This window comes from Rickettsia africae ESF-5 (assembly GCF_000023005.1).
Classification (GTDB): domain Bacteria; phylum Pseudomonadota; class Alphaproteobacteria; order Rickettsiales; family Rickettsiaceae; genus Rickettsia; species Rickettsia rickettsii.
Genome location: NC_012633.1, coordinates 489,468 through 513,725, shown reverse-complemented (window position 1 = coordinate 513,725; position 24,258 = coordinate 489,468). Strand labels below are relative to the sequence as shown.

The following is a 24,258-nucleotide window of genomic DNA, read 5'->3' as shown; positions in this document are numbered from 1 at the left end:
GACAGTTTCTAAAAAGCGTTTGAGGTCATTCCCGCATATGCGGGAATGACCTATAAAGCTCTAAGCCTTGCAAAAACATAACATTTTTAAACACTATCCGGTACTAAAAAAATAAGCTCATAGTAAATCAATGGATAGCGTGGATTCTAATTTCACAATTTGGAATAAAGCCAGAAACAGTAAATTTAGGCATATAGTATGGCCGATTAGATCGTATGAATTAACCAAGTTCATCCCGATGGCTTTACTAATGTTTTTTATTCTACTTAATCAAAATTTAGTTCGTAGTATTAAAGATAGTTTTGTTGTTACCTTAATGAGCTCGGAAGTATTGAGTTTTATCAAACTTTGGGGCGAAATGCCGATGGGAATTTTATTTGTTATTTTTTATTCTAAACTCTGTAATATTATGACAACCGAGCAAGTTTTTAGGATAATTACCGGTACTTTTTTATTTTTCTTCGCAATTTTTGGTTTTATTTTATTTCCGTACAGAGAGTTTTTTCATCCCGATCCCGAATTAATTAAGCACTATATCACTGTTCTTCCTCACTTAAAATGGTTTTTAATAATTTGGGGACAGTGGAGTTTGGTATTATTTTATATTATGGGAGAGTTATGGCCGATTATAGTCTTTACTCTTTTATATTGGCAGCTTGCAAATAAAATTACTAAAGTCGAAGAAGCACCAAGATTTTACTCATTTTTTACTTTATTCGGACAAACTAATTTACTCATCTCAGGAACCGTAATTATTTATTTTGCTAAGAGTGAGCATTTCTTATTACCTTTATTTTCTCATCTAAACGATACAAATGAAATTCTTTTAAAATCATTTATTACGGTTATTTTAATATCCGGATTAATTTGTCTAGCTCTTCATAAACTTATTGATAAATCAGTCGTAGAAGCTGACAAAAATATTAAATTTAAAAACCAAAGAATGGATATATTAAAATTAAGCTTGGTCGACAGTGCAAAAGTAATATTAACTTCTAGATATCTCGGTTTTATTTGTCTTCTTGTAATGTCTTATTCTATGAGTATTAGCCTAATAGAAGGATTATGGATGTCCAAAGTACAGCAACTCTATCCCGCTACAAAGGATTTTATAGCCTATCACGGCAAAGTGTTTTTTTGGACGGGAATACTCACGTTAGTTAGTGCGTTTTTAGGCAGTAGTTTAATTAGAATATGCGGCTGGTTTTGGGGAGCTATTATAACACCGATTATGATGTTTGGAGCAGGTGTTATGTTCTTTTCATTCACGGTTTTTGAAAATCACCTAGGAAATATCGTAAATACTCTCGGCTATAGTGCACCGCTTGTCGTTATAGTTTTTATCGGCGGACTTTGGCATGTACTTTCTAAATCCGTAAAATATTCACTTTTTGATGCTACCAAAGAAATGGTATATATTCCGCTCGATAGTGAAATGAAGACCAAAGGTAAAGCTGCAGTTGATGTTATGGGTGCTAAAATCGGTAAATCAATAGGTGCTATTATTCAATTCATATCCTTTAGTATTTTCCCGAACGCCATACATAACGACATAGCCGGTTTATTGATGTTTAGTTTTATTATCGTATGTCTATTATGGCTATATGGCGTGAAAGTTTTATCAAAATATTATAATAAGATGATACAACGTTGATAAGGATATCCATTCCTGCGAAGGCTTGCTTGCGTTGATACCTATAATCTTCATGAGCTACGTAGGCGTTGTTGCATGACTCAGAAAAGGCGTACGATGTCATTTGTAGCTCAATATTGTTGCGTAGACTGGTAAAATCCCCTGTGTCATCCCGTGGCTTGACCACGGGATCCATAAAAACAATAAAAAATACTAATAATTCTAGTATTTTTAACTGGATCCCGTGATCAAGTCGCGCGCGGGATGACATCGGGAAAACTGATCCACGCAACAAGGCCCAAAAGCGGGGATCTAGCACAATAACTTCAAATATCGATATAGAAGTTATTTATTAAAAAAATAAACCTAAAAAAACAAATTTTTTATAGGTTTTACTAGATTTCCGCCTACGCGGGAATGATATCAAACGATCCATGTATACAATGCTGAACAGAAATGACCAGTGCTTTTTAAAAATTGCTTGATGCTATGAATCAAACTACTGTATTTTGAACATCCTCTCCTATTAATCCTTGATCAAGCAAATTAAAAGCCTCATCCAAGCACTTATATACTGCATTTTCTTGAGCTACTTCGGAATAATTTTCGATTACCCCTAGATTTTGACAATAATAACAAGTTGAGCTTTTAAACCATCACTCTATCGATTTTTAATATTTTTAAAACAGCTTGGCTACTATCCTTTGCTTTTTCATATTTATTTTTTAAGCTCTGTAATCTGTCAACATATATTCTTAACGTCTCTACTTCTTTACTTTGATATATTAAGCTCTCTATTTTTTCAATTTTATTAACCGCTCTGCCTCTTCATACGGTTCTTTACATTGTCTTACTAAATTTGCTTTTGTAAAATTAGTATTAGCATTGTTATGCATTAATAGTGAAAGAATAATTTTGTTTTCTACTAAATTACGACCACAGTAATGTAATACTTCAGTCATCTGTTTATAAGTCACTCACCGTAGCACCATATTCAAGTAACATTCTGGCTTTTTTAAAATTACCTGTAACCTCTAAAGCAGTATCACCATTCTCATCTTGTATATTAAGATCAATACCTTTTTGCAGTAACTCTTTAAGGTCTGCTAAGTCAGTTACATAATGTAGGGTACTTTTGTTTTCTGGGCTATCTACCGTATCAAAACTAACGTCTTTACTGTTTTACTATTAAGATTATTGTTAATACTAATGCGTGAATCATGAAACATTTCTGGAGTGGTTTTACATTCTTTTGCATTACTCCCCTTTCCTATACAAGATTTAAAAATATTTATTAACTTAGAAATTTTAGGCATAATTATTTTTTTAGTTATTTTATTAAAATTCCATGTTTCATGGTATTTTTGACTCGACATTATATTAATATATTTTAATAAAGTCAATGTGAATGGTTAATTTTTATGAATTAACCAATTAACAATATAATTTAAAAATTCTTTTTTCTTGAATCTATTTGTAATATATTAATAGGCATATTTAATATTTGTAGAGGGAGTAATGAAACAAAATCCAAAAATCTCATTAATAGGTAGCGGTAACATAGGTGGTACACTTGCCCACTTAATTAGCCTTAGAGAACTCGGCGATATCGTGTTATTTGATGTGACTGAAGGAGTACCGCAAGGAAAAGCATTGGATCTCATGCAAGCCGGTACAATAGCTGGGTCTGATATCAACATAAAAGGCACAAACGACTATAAAGATATTGAAGGATCTGATGCCATAATTATTACTGCCGGTTTACCAAGAAAACCAGGGATGAGTAGAGAAGATTTAATTAGCATTAACACCGGTATTATGAAAACGGTTGCAGCAAATGTTAAAAAATACGCTCCTGATGCCTTTGTAATAGTAATTACCAATCCACTTGATGTTATGGTATATGTCATGCTTAAAGAAAGCGGATTGCCTCACAATAAAGTAATCGGTATGGCAGGAGTACTTGACTCATCAAGATTTAATCTTTTTCTTGCTGAAGAGTTTAAAGTATCGGTTAGCAATGTTAATAGCATGGTTCTCGGCGGTCACGGCGATGCTATGGTACCTCTTGCAAGATATTCTACAATATCAGGCGTGCCGATACCTGACCTGATAAAAATGGGCTTATCAAGTAATGAAAATATTGAAAAAATAATCGATCGTACTAGAAACGGCGGCGGTGAGATTGTTGCATTACTTAAAACAGGTTCTGCTTATTATGCTCCCGCAGCCTCAGCAATAGAAATGCTTGAGTCATATTTAAAAGATAAACGTCAGATTCTAACTTGTGCCGCTCATTTACAAGGTGAGTACGGCGTACATGATTTATATGTTGGAGTGCCTATTATGATCGGTAAAGAAGGTGTTCTAAGAGTAATAGAACTGCAGTTAACCACAGAGGAAAAAGCACTATTTGATAAATCAGTCGAGGGAGTTAAAAAACTCATTGAGACGATAAAATAAATGATAAAATTATATTATTGAAGCACAAATGCAACAAGATTTAAAATATTGAATTAATACTAATTATTAGTATTGTTAATTGAACATAAATGGTATTACATTTTGGTTTATTTTTATTAATAGAGGGAAATTATGAAACATAAGAATGAATTAGACCGGCTAATAAGAAATCTTTATTTAATAAAAAATACTAATTTAAATAATATTTTAGAAACAGATAAACTAGCTATAACACGTACAACTATTTTATAGAAGCTCTAATAAACAAAATAGACCCTAGAACGCCGGGACCGTATGTTTCTCAATAACAAGCTAACTTCAAAGTAACAAATGATAAAAATATACAGGGTGCTAGTAAAGAAATTTATTTAAAAAATCTACCTATGAGTATTGGTAAAGTTGAAGGCTTTAAGGAAGACGGAAAAGGTCGAAAAACAAAGGCTCAACTTGATATCCTAATATCCCCTTCAGATTTTTCAGCATTATTAAGACTAAGTAATTCATTACCGATCACTAATGAGCAAAAACTAGAAATAAAGGGCAATATTAATCTATTGCAATTGATGGAAGAAGTTGTTCAGAAAGTAGAGGAAAAGAGCTTAAATATAAAGCAAGATAAAAAAGTACTTACCTCACAAAAAAACGAACAAGCTATAACACACGGTCAACAAAAAGTAGAACTTAGCCTTAAAGAAGAAATAATCAAGTTAAGGGAAGCAGTTCAAGAAACAATCAAAAATCCAACTAATAATGAAGAATTTAATAAGACATCAAAAGAAATTTTAGGTTTGATTAATAATATCAACGCTCATCAACCATCTAGATTACAAGCAACTAGAAATAAAATCCTGAGTAGCGGAGAAAGCCCTAATACTAAAAATACAAAAATAGAGGGATTTTTTCTTGAACAACATGAATGGGATAAATTTCAAGAATTAAGAGAGAGATTACAAAAAATAAAAGAACCTAGAGAAAAATTATATGAAATGAAAAATTTTTATGATGTGATTAATTCATTAGATAAAAAGATCATTCTAGGAGTAATGCAAGAGAAACAAAAAGTGCAACAAACGTCCAATCAAAAAGCGCAAGAGATTATAAGAAGTAAATTTTTATACCTTGATAATGCCTGGGATTTTTCAGATGGTTTACAAAATTTATTTGAGAAGTTAAAAAATAAAGAAGCGACAGGGGAAAAAGAACTTATAGAAGCTTCTAAAAATATACTCAGCAAAAGTATATCAGTAAATAAAAATTACTTCCGTAATACTAATAATTCAAGCGAATTAGATTTACAATATAAGATGTTGTTAAGATAATATCTTGCAAAATATAAAGAAGGCTCTAGTCTTATATGCCAGAAGTAATAACAATAACAAAATTGATATATTATCCAAATAAATTTATATCAAATTTAAGCAAGCAAAATGAATCGGTACTACAAAAAGAAACAGGTAAATATTCTCCTTCTTTAGAAACTATACCTTATTAATAGATACCGGCAAATCTTATGTACAACAGGCAAATATTAATCCTCAATCTAATACCGTTTCTAGATCTTCTTCTATTGATTCAGGAATAGCATCAAGTCAAGAAGAATTATCTACCACATTTGGAAAAAGCAGCTCTACTAATTTAATTGAAGCTCTTTTTAGTACAAGCGAAAATTTTATCAAATTCAAATATAGCAAAAGATAAGTTAACGGTAACAAAAGAACTACAAAAATCTATCCAACAAAAAGAAGTAAGCAATGAAAGACTTACTCAAGAAGAAATAGATAATATTTATAAGACACTAGGTATATTTGAAGAAATTAAGGAACATGAAAAGAGCGACAATTCACGTGTTCCTCGTTTACTAAATAAAAATTACTATAAGCTAACTGATCCTCGTGAGGAGCGTAGAAGCGATAATATCGCTTTAGAGCAGGATAATACTGGAATGCTAACTACTGATACTGATTTAGAGTGGGATGACACCGGAATACTGCCTCCTGCCCAAAATAGTGCCGTTTCAGATAAATTAAAAGAAGCAGTAGATGATTATATATCTGAGCTACAAAATGAAAAGCTATCTAAAGATACATCCCCGAAACAAGTTGAGGCAATAACTCATCCAATGCAGGAAGCAATACCGACTCCTCTTGCTCTTTCCTGAAATACTCATCCTATATTCGATGATACAATAAAGTTCTTAAAGAGGTTTAAAGAAGAGATCGATAAATTTCCACAAGATTATACTAAAGCCTCTACCATACCTCTATATTGACATAATGTTAATAGAAATTTAGGAAGAAGTGAATTTTTAGCAAGTATGGTATCAACTTCTCAACAAAATGAGAGAATTAATGATATATTAGATAAACTTCAAAAAATTTCTACTAATTGTAGTACGATAATAATGATGATAAATTTAATCAAGAGATTAAAGCATCTTTTGTAGAAATTAATACCACATTAAAAAATATAATGGAATATAAAGGACCCGAAATAGAATATTTAAATTCCAATATAGAAAAAGTTTAAAAGAATTTATCTAATTTAGAATCTTTGACTTATGAATTATCTAAAAATACATCTCCGAAACATATTAAGCAATCAACCCAAGATCAACCTAAAATATCTACAGGAGCAGTTACCGGTATAAAAGATAGAATAGCAAAAATTGAAGCAGACTCTGACAGCAAAATCAAAAAATACTGGACAGAAGAAAAGAAACAGACTGTAGAAAAACAACATAAAAATACTCAATCTGACTATATAACTCCTCAGAAAAATTTTGAGTTTGAAAATCGAGGTAAAGAAATTAAAGAGAATAGTACCAAAAATTTAATAAACAAATTTGAAAAAGGCTTTGATAGTAAAACAACAAGATACTGGACATCACCGGCGGAATAGGATAAATGGGAGGAAGAAAAACAGAAAGGTATAGGAAAAGAGAATGAACTAATAAGACCTCGTACAAAATTTGCAATAGAACATTCTAAACATACTCAATCTAAAGAGCCTATATATCATCCAACTCCTGAAAAATTGAATATTAACGAAATAACTCACGATTTAAAGCTAAAAGGCAATACAAAAAACTTAAAAGACAAATTTGAAAACTTAGCAAAAGAAGCGAAGCAAATTGGGACACAAGCACAGCAACGCTCCAAATCTTCAAGTAGTCCTAACATAAAACCTACAGGTTGCAGTAAAGACGGAAGAAATATATAAGGCAATTGATGTTATTCTTGTTTTTGGGTCTTGTTGCATGGCTCGTTTATGTCATTTCCGCGGAGGCGGGACTCCAGTAAAAAAAAACAAGTTTTTTATGTGTTTATTTTGGCAAATATATCAATATTGAAGTTATTTTGCTAGATCCCCGCTTTCGCGGGGATGACATTGAGTAGGTTTTTCAAGCCATGCAACAAGACTTTACTGTTGTGAGGATGACATCCTACGTAAAACCAACACTGTACTCATTAATATTATAAGCAAAAATATGAAAAAGCTTAAAGTGAGAGATAGTGACTTAAAATTTTGCCATAACAACATACTAAAGAAAGGAGTAGTTGAGGATAGAATAATACCTCCAAAAGAATGTGATAGACTATAAAGCCTCATTTTAACATTAGTCTTAAATAAGGATTGAACAATAATTTGTAGCGGTACTGCATAAAATGCTGCAAGTCCTATTAATATAACGGGACAGAGAATATTAAATATTTGTTTGTATAACATTATTTGCATTCCTAAAGCAACAATAATGCTGACAAATAAAGCCCATGTAATCTGTCTTAAAGGGTTTATTTTATCGGCAAACAGCCCTGCAAAAACAGCTGATATTCCATAGGTAGTAGTAAGAGCTATATTCATAAATCTTATTTCAGGATGATTTATAAGAGCTATTTTTGTTAAAAAAACTCCTAAGAAAATTACTAAAAAGTGATACACTCCTCCAATAGCACCGTTTATTAGTAATGCTATTATAACGGATAGTTTATTATTCCATATAATTTGCCGCAAGGTACTTTTTGATGACGTTCTTAAAAACTCGCTACTTTCTTTAAAAAAATTTCTCATCAAAATAGCAAATAAACCAAATATTGCACCAATAAAGAAATTAAAACGCCATAAATATTGGATATCGGAATTACTAGCGTAATAATAAGCTATAGCCGCAAGTAATGCACCTATTTGGCCACAGCATGAAACTATTCCTATATTTAAATTTTTCTGATTATCTCCTGTTTTTTCAGCTACATAAACCTTTATTCCGTCAACCTCTCCGGCAAGGCTTGCTAAAAAAACCATTCGACATAATGTTAGTATTACCGTAGCAAAAATACCTATTATCTCAAAGGAAGGAGTAATAGCAATGAATCCGGTAGCAATGCTACTCATGCACATTGATATCTTGATAGATTTAGTACGCCCGTATTTATCTCCGATAAATCCAAAAATTAAGGACCCTAAAGGTCGTACTATAACAGCTGCACTAAGAATAGCAAAAAAACCAAGTAGTTGTTTATCCTGCTCTATATTAGGTAAGAAATTTTGTGCAAGAATACTAGCCGATAAACCGAATAGAGCATAATCATAATAACGGATAATCGTTGTAAAAAATGCAACTAAAAAAGCTGAATTAAACATATAATATTTTCTTTTTGTGGCAACAGCATATGATACCAACTATTTAGGCTGTGTGAAAGAAAATTAATTTAATCTATTTTGACTCTTTGCGTCTACAAATTATAAGATTTTTTTGAAATAGGAACAACTACAGCATAATTTCAATATAAAAATATTTTATATTTATTTTACTATTGTAGTTTTAATTATAATATTTTATATTTGGTATATATTTAATTTTTAACCGTTTTAAAAATATGCACTTAGAATATAAAGTTACTATATCTGAAAATGGCAGAATAAATATTCCTGCAAAAATTCGTGATCAATTACATCTTGCGTCAGGAGATCAGTTAATGCTAATACTTGATAAAGAATTAACATTGATTCCTCTAAAAAATAAAATTAAAGAATTTCAAGCATTAGTAAAATCTAGAAATAAAGATAACATATCATTAGTTGACTCTTTAATTGAATCAAGAAGAAAGGAATTTAATAATGAATAAATATATTTTAGATTCATCTGCTTTACTTGCATTATTTAACTTAGAAACTGGTAGTGACAAGGTCGAAGAATTATTACCGTTATCTATTATGTCTACAGTAAATATAGCAGAAGTAGTAGCTGAACTAGATAAAAAATTGAACATATCTTTTATTCAAAGTAAAGAAATGATCTCAGCTTCCATAAATAAAATTGTAGCCTTAGATTTTGATCAAACTATAGAAATTGGACGCTTAAAGAAAGAAACAGAACAATTTGGCTTATCTCTTGGTGACAGAGCTTGCATTAGCCTAGGATTAATTACAGGCTATCCTATATATACTGCAAATAAAATTTGGGCTAAACTGCAATTAAATTGTAAAATCGTTCTAATTCGCTAAGCTCTACGAAGATTTCTAATTGATTTGCTATTTTGAGGTATTTTTTAGCGAAAATTAATAAGATTTTTGAAAGAATAGCTACTCCTATTTCAAAGAAACCTTATAATTTGCAGCAAAAAATAACCAAAATTAAATCTTCTTAGAAATCTTCATAGAGACTAACAGCTCATTTTATGATAAAATTTGAAAAAAGAGCCATTATGATACTATAATAATTACCTTCCTCTTCCTGAGTTTTGCTTTTCTATTTTTGCTCTTCGTGCTTTCATAGCCTTTGCTAGTTCTTCTTTATGCTGATCTCCTCCTTGAGGCATTTGTTTACCAACATCCTTTGCCTCTTTTTTTATAGTTTTTGGAATTGATATAGGTGGTGGCGGAGGCGATGGGGGAATAGGAATACCGCTTCCAGGCATTAGAGGCGGCATCGGTATAGTACCGCTAGGCATAGTTGGAGTATTTTTTGAAGATTGATTAACAGCTGCTGCTTTATCTTCTCTTCTTTCATACGTTTTATAGCTGCTAATGCTCCTTATTGCTATAAATCTGCAGCTATCGGCTCTCTTTTTGTAGCAGTTAAGTGTTTATTTTTATTATCAAACTTTTGTTCTCTATCGGAAGCACTATTAATAGTATTATGTTCTTTTTCTATAGCCCTAAATTGATCATTAATAGCTTCTAATGCTGCAGCGATTTTCCATCTTTCTTCTCTAGTAATATTAGAATTAGCTTTTTTTTCTTCAAGCCACTTTTTCCTCTCTTCTAGTTCTTTCTGTTTTTGCTTTAATTCTTCTATACGTTTTGCATGATTATCTATTTTTTCTTCTGTACTCTTTGTTTGCTGCTCGAAAAAATCCTGTACTTGTCTGCTTTGAACTTTTTTCTTTAACTCTTCATCAAAAGAAAGCGGTTTATTTCGTACAGGCTGTCCTAAATCAGAATGTATTAGATCGTCAAAATTTTCTCTAGAAGCTAACGGTTTTTTACTGGCATCAGGTATTTAAGGATCATGTTTTCGTAAATCTTTTGTAATTTCTTGTATATTTTTATGAAGTTCTGTAATCGACGCCACTTTACCTCTCACAAGTTAATTGATTTTAAAGATATAGTAATTAAACCTCGTTTATAGCTTCAACGCAAGCAAAAGTTGCTATCTTTAGTATTTCATTAGCTGTTGCTGCAGCTTGAAGTATTTGAACGGGTTTTTCAAAACCGTTTGTTATAGGACCTATAAAGCTGTTTGACGAAAATTCTTGTAACAACTCAGTAGAAATAGCAGCTGAATTTAAACCAGGCATAATTAATACATTTGCAGATCCTGATAATCTACAAAATTTATATAATTTACGTAAATCACCATCTAAAGCCACTTTAACCGACATCTCTCCATCATATTCAAAATCTACCTTCATGCCGCTCAGCTCTTCTTTGTCCTTGCTAAAATTATCTAGTATATTTACTGCTTCACGAATACGAGCTGTTTTTGCCTTAGAAGAATTACCGAATGTTGAAAAAGAAAGAAGTGCAACACGAGGCGTGATTCCCATATTTTTAGCAATTTCTGCAGTTTGGGTTGCTATTTGTGCAAGTTCCCAACTGTTTGGATATTCTGTAATACAATTATCGGCAATAATAATATTATTATCTTTAGCAATCATAATTGAATAGCCAAGGATGCTACGATTAGTTTTTGGTGAAATGACTTTCATGATATCTTCTAAACTATCGATATAACTTTGTGTAACACCGGTTAGAAGAGCATCACCGTCACCGCATGCTAACATACAAGCAGCGAAAATATTCTTATCAGTTTTAACAAGCTTTGCACAATCACGGTATAAATAACCTTTTCTCTGAAGTCTTTTATATAAATAATCAGTATATTTCTCTAAACTATCGCTTAAGGCCGCATTCATTATTTGAATTCCGTCTAAGCTAATATCTTGACCTATCTTTTTTAACATAGCCTCAATTCGTTCAACACGACCAATTATAATCGGATGACCGTATTTCTTGTCTCGCATCATAAGAGCGGCAGAAATTACTTCTTCTTCTTCACCTTCAGCAAAAACAATCCGTTTAAGCGGTGCATTATGAATTTTTTCAGCTAAGAAATTCATATAGTTAGCAGTAGGATTTAATCTGCTACCTAATTCTTTCTTATATTTACCTATACTAAAATCTTTAACCCTAGCAACGCCGCTTTCTATTGCAGCAACGGCAACCGCCGCTGCTACTACGGTAATTAAACGAGGATCAAACGGTACAGGAATGATATATTCCTTACCAAAAACCATCTTACGCCCTGAATAAGCTTTATACACCTCTTCCGGTACAGGTCTACGGGCTAAATCTGCAATGGCTTTTGCTGCAGCTATTTTCATTTCCGTATTAATAGTCTTAGCTCTTATATCTAATGCTCCTCTAAAAATATAAGGAAATCCCATAACATTATTAATCTGATTATTATAATCAGATCGCCCTGTTGCTATAATCGCATCATCGCGTACAAGTTGTATATCTTCCGGAGTAATTTCTGGATCAGGGTTAGCCATAGCAAAAATAATCGGATTACTTGCCATTCTACTCACCATATCTTTAGTTACTGCGCCTTTTACCGATAACCCTATAAATACATCAGCGTTATTTAAGCTTTCCGCTAAAGTTCTAAACTTGGTATCACTTGCATATAGCTCTTTCCATTTATTCATACCTTCTAGGCGTCCTTTGTAAACAACGCCTTTAGTATCACATACAATAATCTTTGATTTATCAGCTCCAAGAGCAATTAATAAATCAATGCAAGCAATAGCTGCTGCACCTGCTCCGTTAACTACGATTTTTAAATCTTCAAGCTTGCGATTAGTAAGATACGCAGCATTTATTAGCCCTGCGGCGGTAATAATCGCTGTTCCATGCTGATCGTCATGAAAGACCGGTATATCCATTAAAGATTTTAATTTTTCTTCTATAATAAAACATTCCGGAGCTTTAATATCTTCAAGATTAATACCCCCAAAACTATAACTGAGATACTTCACAGCATTAATAAATTCTTCAGGATCTTCCGTATTCACTTCCAAGTCAATTGCATCAATATCAGCAAATTTTTTGAATAGTACCGCTTTACCTTCCATCACCGGTTTTGAAGCGGCAGCTCCTAAATTACCAAGCCCAAGTACGGCAGTACCGTTAGAGATTACGGCAACTAAATTACCGCGAGCAGTATATTTATATACATCCTCTAAATTTTTAGCAATTTCAAGGCAAGGAGCCGCAACCCCTGGGGAATAAGCAAGTGATAAATCTTGCTGAGTAACTAAAGACTTTGTTGCAGAAATAGCGATCTTACCAGGCTTATCTTTTGCATGATATTCAAGGGCCTCAGCATAATTTATTTTATTCATTTCATCCATTTTAGAAATTCCTGTTTTATTTGTTTGTTTTAGTTTTTCGTCATTGCAAGCAGACGCAATAGGCATCGACGAAGCAATCTCAGGCAACATTCCTGAGATTGCCATGCTCCTTTCAGTCGCTCACAATGACGTGGTAAATTCACCCCATTATATACATAATAATTGATATAGTAACTACCGAGAAAAAAGTAGTAAATGTTATAATCGACGCCATAGAATCAGGATCACCGTCAAGTTGACGAGATAAAACATAAGCCGTACTCGCACATGGAAGGCAGCTATATAATATTCCTACCGATCTATTTAATCCGTCAATAGACATTAACCATAGTACTACTACACTAACTAGAGGAAATGCAACTAATTTAACAAAGCTTGTAAACATTACATTATGTAAAAGCTCTTGTCTAATAGTAAAATTAAGCCCTGCCCCAACATTTAGCATACCGATAGCTAAAGCGGCATTAGAAAGGCTATCTAACGTTTTCTTAAGCCCTAAATGTAATTCAAGATTTGAGTAATTAAAAACAAATCCTACTAAACTTGCGATAATTAACGGATTACGCACAATTAATTTCATCATTAAAACAAAACTAGTGCTAATAGTATTAGTCACGGATTTATTAGGGATATAATAAGCGAAAATCATTACCGATAAAATATTGGTAAAAATAATCATATAAGAAGAAATAATGGCAACGATTGAAAGTCCGCTAGAACCAAGCAAGGGGCTACTTACCCCAAAAAAAATGTAGCTATTATAACGAATCGATCCTTGAAAAATGGAAGTAAATTGGACTTTATCTATGTTGTATTTTTTTTGGTAAATTATAAGACCGATTGATACAAGAATAGTGGATATAATAAGAGCCACTACTAATTTAATTATGGGCGCAATGCTTAAATCGGCAGTAGATACGTAACTAAACAACATGGCAGGAAATAATACAAAATACGATAATTTCTCAATACCACGCCAAAATTCTTCTGAAGTTAACCATTTATTTTTGATAATACTACCAAGCAGCGTAATTAAAAAAATAGGTAACGTACTACAAAAAATTTCATTCATTTGTTAATAGTTTTTATTTTAACACCATTGCGAGGAGCGAAGCGACGTGGCAATTTCGTCCAACTTCCTGAGATTGCCACACTCACTTCGTTCGCAATGACGCTTAGATACCCATGCGGGAATGATATATAGGCTACAACTGCCCTTCAACCAGCTTTTTCATTTCCTGCACCCCGTAAAGCTTTATAAAAGTCCCAAGTCTTGGCCCTTCATTCTGTCCAAGCAATATTTGATATAAATCTTTGAAGTAATCACGCAGATTTTCATATCCTGCTTTCATTCCTATATCATATATTGCTTTCTGAATTGCTTCAGCTTCGGTTTGATCAGCTATATCAGATAACATATCTAATATATCCTGCAAAATAACCTTATGCTTTTCAGAAGGAGATAAATATGATTTATGTGCTTTAATAAAGTCATTATAATATCTTATAGCAAATTCTGCTAAATGGTCAAGATAAGGGTTAGTATTTGGAGTTGCTTTTGGCTCATATTTGCTAATAAATCCCCAAAGCACCGATTTATCCGAAGGATTACACACAGAAGTAAGATTTAAAAGCAACGAATAGGTAATTCCAAAAGTCTCAATTTTCGGTACATTTCCGTGATGGATGTGATAAACGGGATTTGCAAAACGCTTTGCCCTGTCCTCTTCTAAATGATATTTCTGGTTAAAAGTAATATATTCATCAACATTTTTAGGAATTACATCAAAAAACAAACGCTTAGCTCTAGTCGGATTTTGATACATAAATAATGCCATACTTTCAACAGGAGCATATTTAAGCCAATCATCAATGCTAATACTATTACCTTTTGATTTTGATATTTTCTCACCGTTTTCATCTAAGAATAACTCATAACATAACTGCACCGGCGGCTTTCCTCCTAGGATTCGGCAAATTTCCGAATAAAGACGAGCATTTGCCAAATGGTCTTTGCCGTACATCTCATAATCGACTTTAAGCGCAGCCCAACGCATACCAAAATCCGGCTTCCACTGTAATTTGCAATGCCCTCCTGTTACCGGTACTTCTATATAATTACCGGCTTTGTCTTTATACGTTACAGTGCCTGCTTTAGCATCCCATTTCTCTATAGGTACTTGCAGTACCTTACCTGTTTTCGGACATATAGGCATGAAAGGTGAATAGGTAGCCTTGCGCTCTTCTCTAAAAGTCGGTAGCATTAGCTCCATTATCTCGTCATATTTCTCAAGCACCATTCTCAGCATCTCATCAAACATACCAGCTTTATAACAGTTAGTACTGCTATAAAATTCATACTCAAAGCCGAATTTATCAAGGAATGAGCGAAGCTTTGCATTCATATAATGCCCATAACTTTCACATTCACCGAATGTATCAGGGATAGAAGTAAGCGGCATATCCATATACTGTGCCACCATTTCAGGATTTGGGATATTGCTAGGTACTTTACGAAGCCCGTCCATATCATCGGAAAAGCAAATTAGTTTAGTCGGAATATCGGATAATTGCTCAAATGCTTTCTGTACCATCACCATACGGGCATTTTCACCAAAAGTACCGATATGAGGTAAACCTGAAGGACCATAACCCGTTTCAAATAATACATACCCCTTCTCAGGAATTTGACCGTTTAAGCTATCTAATATCTTCTTAGCCTCAACAAAAGGCCACGCGTTTGACTTAATAGCATCTTCCCAAATTTTTGACATTGATTTTTCTTGCGCTTTAATTAATAATCAGTGACAATATACTAAATTTATTTATTTGTAAAATATCAAATTAAACGCCGTCATTGCGAGGAGCGAAGCGACGTGACAATCTCATCAAACTTCCCAAGATTGCCACGCTCCTTGCAGTCGCTCGCAATGATATTAAGAAAAAAAAAACATGCCATTTAATACTATTATAAATTACATCAGAAAAGATAGCTATAAAGTTCTACATTTAGGACTGATCGCAATTTCTATAATAGCACTTTCTACCGCTTATATTGCTGAATATATATTCCATTATACACCCTGTCCTTTATGCGTTTACGAACGATTTCCCTATTTAACCCTAATCAAAATTTGCTTAACTGCTTTAATCATCCGACAGTTAAGTAAGTATACTTTAATATTCATTCTCCTAACTATCCTTAGCTCTTGTATATTATCAACCTATCATAGCTTCATAGAAAGAGGCATATTACAACCAAGTGCTCTTTGTTCATCAATGCTTCATATCCCGAAAGGCTTGTCTATACAACACATCAAACAAATGTTCTACTCACAGCCAATCACGTCCTGCATGAAACCCGCCATCAAAATCTTTGGTATTTCTATGACAGAGTATAATCTACTCTTAAATATCGGTCTTCTAATCTGTTTACTCCTCGTTTGGTTTTATCCAAAATCTAATAAATAGTTAAAAAATTAACTATTGGATTGCAGAAATTCAAAATATTATGTATAATGCTCGCACGACAAAATAATATTTAAACATAAAGGAATATTTATATGATGAATCAACCAACAAATAATGCCAATTACAGACTTCCAGACGGTAGTACGGTTTTACATAATGCAGCAACATATAGGGAATGTAAATAATGTTAGACTTTTACTTTCACAAGGTGCCGATGTTAATGCTTTAGATGCTAAAGGAAAAAAACTATAGATTATGCATCTAAACCAGAAATTAAAGAAATACTAACTGATTCCGCTAATGCACGCTCAGCACTACCTGAATTCAAAGCAGAACAAAAGCTTGCTGAGATGAAGAAAAATATTAAAAATGAGGATGATAAAAATAAAATTATCAACGGATTAATTATGAATCCTGAATTTTATTCTGATATAGATGATGTTACAAGAGAGAAATTAATAGAAAAACTTTTTAATTATAATTTAATGATAATAATCCAGTAATAGCTCCGGTAGCAGCACCGGCACCAGTAACAACCACTACTTCTACAGAAATAGCAGCAGAGGACAATGTACGTGCACCAAACCCTGAAATATATGACACCTTAATTGAAGCTGAAGACAACTGTACACCGTTTAGTATAGCAGCCTCAGCTGGAAATGCCAATATTGTTCAAAAATTAATTGAGCAAGGTCATAATGTCAATGCTAAGGATGAACAAGGAAATACGGCATTATTTTATGCAAGCACTAAAGAAATAGCTAAAATTTTATTAGACAAAGGGACAAGTTTTGAAGTTGAGCATAAATATCTATATTCACCTATACATTATGCGGCCACAATAGGAAATAAGAAGCTTTTTACTTAAAAAAAAATGTGGATGTTAATACTAAAGATGGAAAGGGACGTATACCTATACATTATGCAACTTATTCTAAACAGCACGAAATAACTCAAATTTTATTACAACCCGGCAGTGAAATTGATACAGTAGACAATTATGGCGGCACACCTTTTTTCTATTTGCTACTAAAGCATGAATCAGGTCAAAATAAAACGTTACTGGACTTCTTTTTACGTTAATCTTAAGATTAATGCGTGTGGTAAGTCAATTTTTAATCACGCACTAACATCAAGAGATAACTGGTTACTTGAGAAGTTAAGATCTAAAGGTGCTGATATAGGACGACAAGGCGTTCTATTGCATAATCCATTCGATCACAGTATAGCAACACTTGTAAAGATAGGTGTTGATAAAGAAAAGATAATTCTCATATTAATGAGCAATTAAAAATTAACACCATACAAAAATACTTGGGTGCAAAATCAGCTAACAATTATAAAGACATGGATGTTAATGATTATAATTATGATTTACCGGATGAAGAAGGGTTTGCAAAAAATACACACGAAAAATTATTAAAAGATGTTATGCAACGTCTTAAAAACGGTGAAGATAAAGATGGCATTATTAATACATTAATTGAGATTAGTATTAATGAAGATACAAGAACAGAGTTAATAGAAAAAGTTTTAAATTATAATGTTAATGATAATAATCCTGTAGCAACTCCAGCATTAGTTACTCCTGTAGCAACAGTAGTACCGGCTCCATCAACTTCAACAGAAGAAAAGTTATCGGCTGAAGTGAAGACACGCCTTACAATAGGGAAAATAAGGATGATATTATTAATTTCGTGCTTCTTTATCAGACTACTAACGAGAATGTAAAAAGTGAGTTAATAGATTATATCTGTGAATATTCTTTCGATACTGAATTAGCCGGACAGATAGGTGCAGATATTCAATTCTAATTTAAAATCTCTTTAAGTTCTTTTAAAGAAAAACCCGGTGGTTTTAGGTAGTCTAGTACTACCTTACCACTATCTAAGACTATAAGCCTTTTGCCGTAATTTACGGCATCTTCTAAATTATGCGTGATCATAACAGAAGTAATCTTATGTTTCTCTATAATCTCTGCTGTTTTTTTCATCACTTCCAAAGAAGCTTTCGGATCTAAATTTGCCGTATGTTCGTCTAGAAATAATATTTTAGGTGGATGAGCTATGATAAGTGCCAGCAGTATCATCTGTTTTTCTCCACCGGAAAATTTACCTAATGGCTGTGAAAGTAAAGGCAAAAAGCGTTTAGGCGCACCTGTAAGCTCTAACAACTCGCTACTTGCTAACCGTTCATTACTAGAGAATCTACTTTCCCACAAAATGACATTTTCTTCAAGGGTTAGCTCGGTAAATAGCCTCTCTTCAGCTTTTTGTGTTAATGTAACTAATGTAGAAGCTTTTTGTCCTTTAGGTATTTTATCGATTCTGACTTGATCTAGAAACACTTTCCCGCTAGTAGGTTTTAAATAGCCGGCAAGTATTTTAGCTAAAGTAGACTTACCGCTACCGTTATGACCCAATATTACAACAAACTCTTCTTTAGTAATATTTAAAGTAGTTTCAGCAATTATAGGTTCGGTTCTTTCTTTAACTTTGAACTGTATATTTTCTGCATATAAATAAGGTTTCATAAAGCCTCTCTTTTTACAGAACTCAACGAAATAAACAATACTATACCTAAAATAAGCTTAAGATTTATGGGATCGATTCCAATTCGGAGTAAAAAGCCCAGAGCAATAAAGTAAAATAATATACCTATCAAACAAGACAATATCTCTTTAAACGCATTAAAATTATTAGCATGGATTAAAATATGACGCCCTATAACAATTGCACCAATACCGACTAGTGCCACCCCGAAACCCATATTAATATCGGCAAAACCATTTACTTGTGCAGATAAAGTACCGGTTAAAGCAGCCAAACAATTACTTATGCTAAAACCGATAGTACGGTAAAGCTCAGCAGGTTTTCCTAAATTAATCAATAAATCTTTATTAAAACCAAAAGCACGAAGAAATAAACCGAGCTTACCTTTTAATAAAATTATAACTGAACATATAATAAGACAATTGATTATTACTAAAGGTATTAACCAATTTTCGAGATCTAATATAGATAATAGAGTCGGCATACCAAGAACCGATATATTAGGACGCTGCATAATTTGTAAGTTAACCGAATAAAGCATAAAACTTGCAAGTATTCCGGCTATAAGCCCGTTAATGCGGTTATTCTTCTGCATAACACTAACTATACTGCCTATAATTCCGCCTGCTATTACGGCAAATATTAATGCAGGAAATAACCCAAATGAAAGGCTGCGGGCAAACACTGCCGCACCAAGTACATAAGTACCGTCTACGGTAAGATCGGTAATTTTGAGAATCCGATAACTTATATACATCCCTAAAATAAGCGGCAACATTATTAAGGATTGCTCAAGAGCAGTAACTAAAATGTTCATGTTACTACTCTTCAAGTTCTTTACGCGCGAAAGGCAGTACGGATAAATTTTCTTTAGTAAGAATATCTTGTTTAACAAATGATTTAAGGTTAATAAATAAAGTTAAGTCTTTCATATCCCCAAATGGAATATCTTTCGGTTCTATTCCTTGTAAGATTTTTTTTGCCATTAAACCTGCTTCTACGCCTATTTGCTTCTCTTGTACTCCTACCGCAATAGTTGCCCCGCTAATTACCGACCCTTCATCGGAAGCAATTATCGGAATACGGCGTTTAAATGCTTCTTGCTTTAAAATATTAATCCCACTGACTATTAAATGATCTTTCAAAATTATAAAACTCTGCGTATTTTCAGGAGCATTTTTTACAGCCACAGGCATATCATTGAAATTTTGTATCATTACCGTGTGCAGAGAAATATTGTTTTTTCCAGCATATAATTTTAACATTTCTACTTCAGGTATAACTTTCTCACTACTGCTATAAATTAAAGTGATATTCTGTAAAAAAGGTAATTTACTAATGGTGTCAGTGATTTTTATCTCATCGTTAACACCAGTAACTAAAGGTAGGTTTTTACTATTAATCATAGCAGCAGCACAAACAAGCGGTTTATTTGTTATATGAGAAATAACAGTTTGGCTGGCTGTCGTGCCTATTGGAATTATTACATCAATATCCTGATCTATTATTTGCTTTATAATGGCAAGTAAAATATTAGCATCAGCATGAGCATTTTTAACTATAATTTCTGCATCTATATCTTTTAGCGACTCTTTAATTCCTGATATAATCTCAGTCATTGCGGCATGTTCAAGTGGCACAATGACTGCTACTTTTTTTTGATCCGCATAAACTGCAGCTGTGATGAATAAAACAAAAAGAAAAGAAAAAAATTTTTGAAAAATATTAGAGATAAACATTTTAATATCCTGTTATAAGTTATAATTTAATAATCAAAATTTAAATTTGCATATAGCAAACACATAAACGCAAAAAATTATCTACGCCAACACCAATTTTGTATTAAACTATTAACCTTTAAAGATATCATAAATATTTTTAACTGTAGAAATATAAAGTAAAGATAAAAAACTTAGCTTTCTTTGACTAGAAGCTAAATAGTCAAGGAAGCTCTACCTTAGAGGCTATCTGTAAATAAGTTTTAATGTTTAGCACTATTTTTAGATTAAGTAACTTTAAAATACTAAATTTTTAGTATTTTAAATTGTATCCCGCGATTAAGTCGCGGGGATGACAGGGGTGGAATGGATCCACGCAGGAATGACCTAAACAAGCCATTAATCCTTTTAATGACGATTCAGTACCCATGCAACAAGGCTTGCAAAATGAAAAAGGAATTCATTTCTTAAACTATGCATTTTCTGTTTGTGCTAATACCGTTTGCCCTAGTAATTGCGATAGAACATCTTGACCTGCTTCAGTCCAACTTACAGGTGGCTCTTCGTTTGGTAAACCTGTACCATAACGATCATTAAATACTCTCACTGCTTGCTGAGTAAATTGATCAAATGTACTTGTGGATTCCACTCCATAGCCATATTCTTTTAAATTTTCCTGTAAAGTATTAACTTTTTCTCCAGTACTATCAAGACTTAATAATAATTTACTCTTTTGCTCTTGCGTAGTCTCAAAATATCTACCAAAACCAGCTGCAGCTAATTCTTTCCAAGGAAATTTTGATCCAGGAGCTATATGAGCATTGCCTTCTCGGTTTACAGTTACTTCACCAAGACCGACTAAATCATGTTTTAAATCTAAATTTGGATATCTTTCTGTTACATCCTTAAGAAATTCTTTTAATTTCCCTATTTGCTCTGCAGGAAAATCACTTTTTGCATCATTAATAAGCATGACTCCAATACCAAACTTATTAACACCTACTTCTCCTTTCCAACTACTCTTGCCTGCATAAAAAGCTTGATCTGTTAAATCATTATGATATCCTTTTTGAGTCCCATCCTTATCAATTATGTAATGAACACTTGCACCTCGCTCATCCAATACTTCACGAACAGCCTTAATATCCTTGCTTACAGAATAAGTAATTACTACACAGGTAGGTTTTACTCCTTCCGGTCTTGGGGCCATATATTTACCATTTGGACTATTGGTATTACTAATACCGTTATTTTCAATAGCCTTACTTTTACTCATAACCTTCCTCCAATATATTTAATAATTGTTGACGGTTCAGAATTTACTAAACCTTAACGAAAATTAATACTTTGGTAATGCTAAGTCAATGAAAATTTAAATATTATTCACAAGGTATCGATACTGATCTGACACGTTCAATGATTATTTTTCTAATATTTGTAGTAAATGCTCTAGTTAACGATAAAAGTGCTCTTTCCATAGTCCTTGATAATTCTTTATAATCAAAAGAGACGTCATGTTCATATTGCCCTTCTGCTTCAGCAATATTATTTAAGCAATCACTTTCTATTTCTTTGAATAGATATTCAATTTTATTATTAGGAGTATTTTCATTGTCAGCTTTTAACTTTTCTTCTTCAGAACTATTAAAGAAATATTTTAAAGGCGTATTTAAAACTTTTGCAAAAACATATAACCTACTTATAGGTATATTACTTAAACCTTCTTCATATTTTTTAACTTGGAGAGCACTAATATCGAAAAAACTTGCCCTAATTCTTTTTGGATAATACCTACAGCAAGACGTCGTTCTTTTAAACGTTCACTTGCGAGTTTGTCTGGATGTTTTATTGAATAATTCATTTTAACAATAAGCTTTAATTAAAAATTAATTATTAATGAAGACTATTCAACTTTAAATGCAGTATATATTACTTTATATTTAATCAAGCAACTTTATTAAAAATTTAATATAATAATGCTAAAACCCTTTGGTGATCAAGAATCAAGGCCAATAAATAATTAATTAAAAGTATAAAAACGATGAGTAATAAAATAGTAAAATTACCGAATTGCGAGAATATAGTGGGAGAGATTAGTTTTTTAGGAATTAAACCTTGAGTACCATTTATTTCATTTAGATTTAGTTTTTTTATTGTTCTGCCAAAAGGATCTACTATAGCTGAAATACCGTTATTCGCTACTCTAATCATAGGTAAACCGTTCTCTACGGCTCTACTTCTACTAATATGAAAATGCTGATATGGACCGCTGGATTTACCATACCATGCATCATTTGTAATATTAATTATTACATCGGCTATTTCATTATTCGTCCGTACAAAATCAGGAAAAATAGCTTCATAACAAATTAAAGGTTTAATTTTAAGATTATATTTTTCAAGATAAACAAACCCTCCGTTTCCTTCTTTATAATCAATTAAACCATGAGTTAATTTTTTAAACGGTAGTATCTTTTTAAAGGGCATATACTCACCGAAAGGTACTAAATGTGATTTATGGTATTCAAATAATTTATGATTATTTTTATCAAGAGCATACATAGCTGAGTAAAGTTCAAACTCATCACCTTGTTTTTTATTATCCGAAATTCCTCCTGTTATCAAAATAGCATTTGTAGAATTTAGCATTTTTAATAATTTTGATTTAACTTGCGGTATATCATCAGGGACTACTAATGCTGCCTCAGACCAAATAATTAAATCGGTAGGTTCCAAATTTTCCGATAAATTAATATGTAGCATTAAATTATGCCAAAATTCTTCTTCATTCCATTTTTCGGTTTGAGGTATTGAAGGTTGCACTAATCGTACTTTTATATCAGTGAAATTTGTATGGTTATTACTTAGCCTTACTGCTCCATAAATGACAATGATGGTTAATACTAGGACTGAACTAGCTAGTAATATTTTTAACTGAGTAAATTGCTTGCTAAATAAAGGATAAGCTGATGTAGAAATATATATAACTATAAAACTAAGCCCATATATCCCTATTATACTTAAAGGCTGTATTAAAATATCTGAAAACGAAAAAGCATAACCAATCAAATTCCAAGGAAGACCGGTAAAAATCCATGAACGTACCCACTCAAATAATACCCAACATAAACAGAATATAAATTGGTAATATTTATTATTTTTAGCAAAAAAACTAAGCATGCAGCTTGCCGATATAAAGCAAGCTAAAACTATAGGTAGTCCAAATAACGCAAAAGGAATTGCCCACCAAAAATCTGCAATATAAACGCTAACACCGATACTTATCCAATATATTCCACTTAAAAAATGCCCAAAACCGAATAAATAACCAAATTTTGTGGCTTCTTGCCAATTTTCGGATTTTTGAACTATATAACATAAGTAAGATAACGTTAATAATGCCGGTATAAAGAAAGTCGGAGCAAAAACTAAACCGCTTAATATCCCTAGCAGTAAACATATGATTTTAGGTTTATACATTTTTATCGATTATTTGTTTACAAAAT

Annotated in this window: 25 protein-coding genes and 1 pseudogene; 15 read left to right on the top strand and 11 right to left on the bottom strand. The window is 32.4% G+C overall.

Annotation, left to right across the window (positions count from 1 at the left end; translation table 11 throughout):
* Positions 1-130: 130 nt before the first annotated feature.
* A complete protein-coding gene (tlc2, locus tag RAF_RS02675; RefSeq protein WP_012719633.1) occupies positions 131-1,654 on the top strand; it encodes a nucleotide exchange transporter Tlc2 in 1,524 nt (507 codons plus the stop codon).
* Between the two features lie 773 nt (positions 1,655-2,427).
* Here tlc2 and RAF_RS09775 read toward each other — a convergent pair.
* Positions 2,428-2,595 (bottom strand): hypothetical protein, encoded by a 168-nt coding sequence (locus RAF_RS09775; RefSeq protein ID WP_032849810.1) that lies wholly within the window; start codon positions 2,593-2,595, stop codon positions 2,428-2,430.
* 556 nt (positions 2,596-3,151) lie between these two features.
* Here RAF_RS09775 and mdh point away from each other — a divergent pair.
* The 7 genes and pseudogenes from mdh to RAF_RS02625 all read left to right on the top strand — a co-directional run bounded on the left by mdh (position 3,152) and on the right by RAF_RS02625 (position 7,315).
* On the top strand, positions 3,152-4,096 hold the full coding sequence (mdh, locus tag RAF_RS02660) for a malate dehydrogenase (protein WP_012719631.1): 945 nt from the start codon (positions 3,152-3,154) through the stop codon (positions 4,094-4,096).
* A 383-nt stretch (positions 4,097-4,479) separates the two neighbouring features.
* A complete protein-coding gene (locus RAF_RS09770; protein ID WP_234943927.1) occupies positions 4,480-5,415 on the top strand; it encodes a hypothetical protein in 936 nt (311 codons plus the stop codon).
* Positions 5,416-5,450: 35 nt separating this feature from the next.
* Positions 5,451-5,588, top strand: a complete 138-nt coding sequence (locus RAF_RS09765; RefSeq protein ID WP_162465575.1) for a hypothetical protein — start codon at positions 5,451-5,453, stop codon at positions 5,586-5,588.
* 147 nt (positions 5,589-5,735) lie between these two features.
* Positions 5,736-6,254 (top strand): hypothetical protein, encoded by a 519-nt coding sequence (locus RAF_RS02635; protein ID WP_041471846.1) that lies wholly within the window; start codon positions 5,736-5,738, stop codon positions 6,252-6,254.
* A 156-nt stretch (positions 6,255-6,410) separates the two neighbouring features.
* Positions 6,411-6,622 (top strand): annotated as a pseudogene (locus RAF_RS10555) (hypothetical protein).
* 24 nt (positions 6,623-6,646) lie between these two features.
* Positions 6,647-6,994, top strand: coding sequence for a hypothetical protein (locus tag RAF_RS02630; RefSeq protein WP_041471845.1), 348 nt, complete (start codon positions 6,647-6,649; stop codon positions 6,992-6,994).
* A 135-nt stretch (positions 6,995-7,129) separates the two neighbouring features.
* The gene (locus RAF_RS02625; RefSeq protein ID WP_004995935.1) at positions 7,130-7,315 is read left to right on the top strand and encodes a hypothetical protein; all 186 of its coding nucleotides are present in this window, start codon (positions 7,130-7,132) and stop codon (positions 7,313-7,315) included.
* Positions 7,316-7,516: 201 nt separating this feature from the next.
* Here the strand turns inward: RAF_RS02625 and RAF_RS02620 are convergent, their stop codons facing one another.
* Positions 7,517-8,734 (bottom strand): MFS transporter, encoded by a 1,218-nt coding sequence (locus tag RAF_RS02620; RefSeq protein ID WP_012719630.1) that lies wholly within the window; start codon positions 8,732-8,734, stop codon positions 7,517-7,519.
* Positions 8,735-8,970: 236 nt separating this feature from the next.
* Between RAF_RS02620 and RAF_RS02615 the strand changes: the two genes are divergently transcribed.
* Positions 8,971-9,219 (top strand): AbrB/MazE/SpoVT family DNA-binding domain-containing protein, encoded by a 249-nt coding sequence (locus tag RAF_RS02615; protein ID WP_010977150.1) that lies wholly within the window; start codon positions 8,971-8,973, stop codon positions 9,217-9,219.
* Positions 9,212-9,598 carry a type II toxin-antitoxin system VapC family toxin gene (locus RAF_RS02610; RefSeq protein ID WP_041471844.1) on the top strand — a complete coding sequence of 129 codons (387 nt, stop codon included), beginning with the start codon at positions 9,212-9,214 and terminating at the stop codon, positions 9,596-9,598. Before RAF_RS02615 ends, RAF_RS02610 begins: the two co-directional genes overlap by 8 nt.
* A gap of 215 nt (positions 9,599-9,813) precedes the next feature.
* Here RAF_RS02610 and RAF_RS02605 read toward each other — a convergent pair whose 3' ends face one another.
* The 4 genes from RAF_RS02605 to RAF_RS02590 form a co-directional block, all read right to left on the bottom strand.
* Positions 9,814-10,044, bottom strand: coding sequence for a hypothetical protein (locus RAF_RS02605; RefSeq protein WP_014410614.1), 231 nt, complete (start codon positions 10,042-10,044; stop codon positions 9,814-9,816).
* 663 nt (positions 10,045-10,707) lie between these two features.
* Positions 10,708-13,011: an NADP-dependent malic enzyme gene (locus RAF_RS02600; RefSeq protein ID WP_012719628.1), complete on the bottom strand. Its 2,304-nt coding sequence runs from the start codon at positions 13,009-13,011 to the stop codon at positions 10,708-10,710.
* A 139-nt stretch (positions 13,012-13,150) separates the two neighbouring features.
* The gene (locus RAF_RS02595; RefSeq protein WP_012719627.1) at positions 13,151-14,083 is read right to left on the bottom strand and encodes an AEC family transporter; all 933 of its coding nucleotides are present in this window, start codon (positions 14,081-14,083) and stop codon (positions 13,151-13,153) included.
* 133 nt (positions 14,084-14,216) lie between these two features.
* The gene (locus RAF_RS02590; protein ID WP_012719626.1) at positions 14,217-15,785 is read right to left on the bottom strand and encodes a lysine--tRNA ligase; all 1,569 of its coding nucleotides are present in this window, start codon (positions 15,783-15,785) and stop codon (positions 14,217-14,219) included.
* A gap of 178 nt (positions 15,786-15,963) precedes the next feature.
* Between RAF_RS02590 and RAF_RS07665 the strand changes: the two genes are divergently transcribed.
* The 5 genes from RAF_RS07665 to RAF_RS02570 all read left to right on the top strand — a co-directional run bounded on the left by RAF_RS07665 (position 15,964) and on the right by RAF_RS02570 (position 18,213).
* On the top strand, positions 15,964-16,482 hold the full coding sequence (locus RAF_RS07665; RefSeq protein ID WP_012719625.1) for a disulfide bond formation protein B: 519 nt from the start codon (positions 15,964-15,966) through the stop codon (positions 16,480-16,482).
* Between the two features lie 350 nt (positions 16,483-16,832).
* Positions 16,833-16,985, top strand: a complete 153-nt coding sequence (locus tag RAF_RS09760; RefSeq protein ID WP_234943926.1) for a hypothetical protein — start codon at positions 16,833-16,835, stop codon at positions 16,983-16,985.
* 50 nt (positions 16,986-17,035) lie between these two features.
* Positions 17,036-17,350 carry an ankyrin repeat domain-containing protein gene (locus RAF_RS09750; RefSeq protein ID WP_327203442.1) on the top strand — a complete coding sequence of 105 codons (315 nt, stop codon included), beginning with the start codon at positions 17,036-17,038 and terminating at the stop codon, positions 17,348-17,350.
* Between the two features lie 8 nt (positions 17,351-17,358).
* Positions 17,359-17,565 carry an ankyrin repeat domain-containing protein gene (locus RAF_RS07655; protein WP_004995956.1) on the top strand — a complete coding sequence of 69 codons (207 nt, stop codon included), beginning with the start codon at positions 17,359-17,361 and terminating at the stop codon, positions 17,563-17,565.
* 231 nt (positions 17,566-17,796) lie between these two features.
* Entirely contained in the window at positions 17,797-18,213 is a 417-nt protein-coding gene (locus RAF_RS02570) for a hypothetical protein (protein ID WP_041471841.1), read from the top strand.
* 79 nt (positions 18,214-18,292) lie between these two features.
* On the opposite strand, the gene RAF_RS02565 is transcribed toward RAF_RS02570, so the two are convergent.
* From RAF_RS02565 to lnt, 5 genes are all read right to left on the bottom strand, one after another.
* Positions 18,293-19,015, bottom strand: coding sequence for an ATP-binding cassette domain-containing protein (locus RAF_RS02565; RefSeq protein ID WP_012719623.1), 723 nt, complete (start codon positions 19,013-19,015; stop codon positions 18,293-18,295).
* Entirely contained in the window at positions 19,012-19,851 is an 840-nt protein-coding gene (locus RAF_RS02560) for an ABC transporter permease (RefSeq protein ID WP_004995960.1), read from the bottom strand. The genes RAF_RS02565 and RAF_RS02560 overlap by 4 nt, the downstream gene beginning before the upstream one ends.
* A 4-nt stretch (positions 19,852-19,855) precedes the next feature.
* Positions 19,856-20,773, bottom strand: coding sequence for an ABC transporter substrate binding protein (locus tag RAF_RS02555; RefSeq protein ID WP_012719621.1), 918 nt, complete (start codon positions 20,771-20,773; stop codon positions 19,856-19,858).
* A 451-nt stretch (positions 20,774-21,224) separates the two neighbouring features.
* Entirely contained in the window at positions 21,225-22,028 is an 804-nt protein-coding gene (locus RAF_RS02550; protein ID WP_012719620.1) for an N-acetylmuramoyl-L-alanine amidase, read from the bottom strand.
* 689 nt (positions 22,029-22,717) lie between these two features.
* Positions 22,718-24,232 (bottom strand): apolipoprotein N-acyltransferase, encoded by a 1,515-nt coding sequence (lnt, locus tag RAF_RS02540; RefSeq protein WP_012719619.1) that lies wholly within the window; start codon positions 24,230-24,232, stop codon positions 22,718-22,720.
* Between the last annotated feature and the right edge of the window lie 26 nt (positions 24,233-24,258).

What these genes read in the sequence shown, in the direction of transcription:
- tlc2 (WP_012719633.1), top strand. Translation starts at nt 131, where the DNA reads ATGGATAGCGTGGATTCTAATTTCACAATTTGGAATAAAGCCAGAAAC.
- RAF_RS09775 (WP_032849810.1), bottom strand. Translation starts at nt 2,595, where the DNA reads ATGACTGAAGTATTACATTACTGTGGTCGTAATTTAGTAGAAAACAAA.
- mdh (WP_012719631.1), top strand. Translation starts at nt 3,152, where the DNA reads ATGAAACAAAATCCAAAAATCTCATTAATAGGTAGCGGTAACATAGGT.
- RAF_RS09770 (WP_234943927.1), top strand. Translation starts at nt 4,480, where the DNA reads ATGAGTATTGGTAAAGTTGAAGGCTTTAAGGAAGACGGAAAAGGTCGA.
- RAF_RS09765 (WP_162465575.1), top strand. Translation starts at nt 5,451, where the DNA reads ATGCCAGAAGTAATAACAATAACAAAATTGATATATTATCCAAATAAA.
- RAF_RS02620 (WP_012719630.1), bottom strand. Translation starts at nt 8,734, where the DNA reads ATGTTTAATTCAGCTTTTTTAGTTGCATTTTTTACAACGATTATCCGT.
- RAF_RS02615 (WP_010977150.1), top strand. Translation starts at nt 8,971, where the DNA reads ATGCACTTAGAATATAAAGTTACTATATCTGAAAATGGCAGAATAAAT.
- RAF_RS02610 (WP_041471844.1), top strand. Translation starts at nt 9,212, where the DNA reads ATGAATAAATATATTTTAGATTCATCTGCTTTACTTGCATTATTTAAC.
- RAF_RS02605 (WP_014410614.1), bottom strand. Translation starts at nt 10,044, where the DNA reads ATGCCTAGCGGTACTATACCGATGCCGCCTCTAATGCCTGGAAGCGGT.
- RAF_RS02600 (WP_012719628.1), bottom strand. Translation starts at nt 13,011, where the DNA reads ATGGATGAAATGAATAAAATAAATTATGCTGAGGCCCTTGAATATCAT.
- RAF_RS02595 (WP_012719627.1), bottom strand. Translation starts at nt 14,083, where the DNA reads ATGAATGAAATTTTTTGTAGTACGTTACCTATTTTTTTAATTACGCTG.
- RAF_RS02590 (WP_012719626.1), bottom strand. Translation starts at nt 15,785, where the DNA reads ATGTCAAAAATTTGGGAAGATGCTATTAAGTCAAACGCGTGGCCTTTT.
- RAF_RS07665 (WP_012719625.1), top strand. Translation starts at nt 15,964, where the DNA reads ATGCCATTTAATACTATTATAAATTACATCAGAAAAGATAGCTATAAA.
- RAF_RS09760 (WP_234943926.1), top strand. Translation starts at nt 16,833, where the DNA reads ATGAAGAAAAATATTAAAAATGAGGATGATAAAAATAAAATTATCAAC.
- RAF_RS02565 (WP_012719623.1), bottom strand. Translation starts at nt 19,015, where the DNA reads ATGAAACCTTATTTATATGCAGAAAATATACAGTTCAAAGTTAAAGAA.
- RAF_RS02560 (WP_004995960.1), bottom strand. Translation starts at nt 19,851, where the DNA reads ATGAACATTTTAGTTACTGCTCTTGAGCAATCCTTAATAATGTTGCCG.
- RAF_RS02555 (WP_012719621.1), bottom strand. Translation starts at nt 20,773, where the DNA reads ATGTTTATCTCTAATATTTTTCAAAAATTTTTTTCTTTTCTTTTTGTT.
- RAF_RS02550 (WP_012719620.1), bottom strand. Translation starts at nt 22,028, where the DNA reads ATGAGTAAAAGTAAGGCTATTGAAAATAACGGTATTAGTAATACCAAT.
- lnt (WP_012719619.1), bottom strand. Translation starts at nt 24,232, where the DNA reads ATGTATAAACCTAAAATCATATGTTTACTGCTAGGGATATTAAGCGGT.